The sequence below is a fragment of the Granulicatella seriolae genome (assembly GCF_024543085.1).
GTDB classification, from domain to species: domain Bacteria; phylum Bacillota; class Bacilli; order Lactobacillales; family Aerococcaceae; genus Granulicatella; species Granulicatella seriolae.
The window spans coordinates 1-1,101 of the sequence record NZ_JANHNZ010000025.1; the positions used below are offsets into that span (position 1 = coordinate 1).

At 38.3% G+C, this 1,101-nt stretch carries 2 protein-coding genes; one reads left to right on the forward strand and one right to left on the reverse strand.

The window, feature by feature from the left end:
- Positions 1–452, forward strand: a 452-nt coding sequence (locus tag NPA36_RS10215; protein WP_256946009.1) for a hypothetical protein, incomplete at its 5' end; no start/stop codon positions are given.
- Here NPA36_RS10215 and NPA36_RS10220 read toward each other — a convergent pair.
- The coding region (locus tag NPA36_RS10220; protein WP_256946010.1) for an IS3 family transposase at positions 406–1,101 on the reverse strand (696 nt) is incomplete at its 5' end. The genes NPA36_RS10215 and NPA36_RS10220 overlap by 47 nt on opposite strands.

Genomic DNA, 1,101 nt, shown 5'->3' on the forward strand with positions numbered 1-1,101 from the left:
CTCTTCAGACGAGGAGCCTTTTGTCATACAAAATAACAATGACGAAGGAACTACAAGGATTTTTTATCTTCTATGAGCGGCACTTGAAAAAGCACTACCCCAATTGGATGTGCCGATATTTTGATGAGTTGACTTGTCAAGAACAAGTGGCGTATTTTAGGAATTATGCTACTTTGGTAAGAAAACTTGAATCAGAAACCTTTTTGGTCGATCAATTGAAATGGATTCTAAAAAGTAACCCTGATGAACTAGAATTTGAACTCTATCTTCAAGTAGTTCTTCACGGTGAAGATGATTCTTGCCCCATTCCACAGTGGGTAATGGATGAATGGGACAGAACCTACGGTCAACGATTCGTTGAGGAGTATGAAGTACACATGTTTGAACAAGGAGACCCAGAAGCTCTTACGCCACATCAATTAGATGAGCTAGTGGGTGAACTCCCGTTTTAAGGTATTGTTCAAATTGATTAGGGGAAAGTTTAGCCAAGTCCCATTGATAGCGGTAGTTATTATAGTAATGCATATGGTCATCAACGATTTGTTGAATAGCAGAGTAGTCTCGCACTAATGAAAGATCAGGAAGATCATCTTTCATGTGACCAAAGAAGGATTCTACTGGTGCATTGTCCCAACAATTCCCCCTACGGGACATGGATTGTCTTAGCTCGTTATCTTTTAATATGGTTTGAAATGCAATAGATGTATAGTGGGTACCCTGATCTGAATGGATTAGGGTTTTTTGTTGTTTAGGAATTTGGTGATGTTTTAGTAATTTTGTGACGGTGTTTAACACAAAGTCCACGGCCAAAGACTCACTAAGTTCATAGGCCAAAATTTGTTTGGTACGACAATCTTTCATCACCGATAGGTAGGCAACTTGACCTTGACCATAAGGGATGTAGGTGATATCTGTTAAAATGACTGTCTTTGGTTCAGAATCTTTGAATTGACGATTGAGGATATTTGGTTTAGTGATATTTTCTTGGGTAGCACGTGCTATTTTCTTATATGGATTAGGCTTACGGATAGAACAAAACAATTGGTATTTTCTCATGAGTCGTTGAATTTTTTTGCGGTTCATTTTGATTCCTTGGTGTAA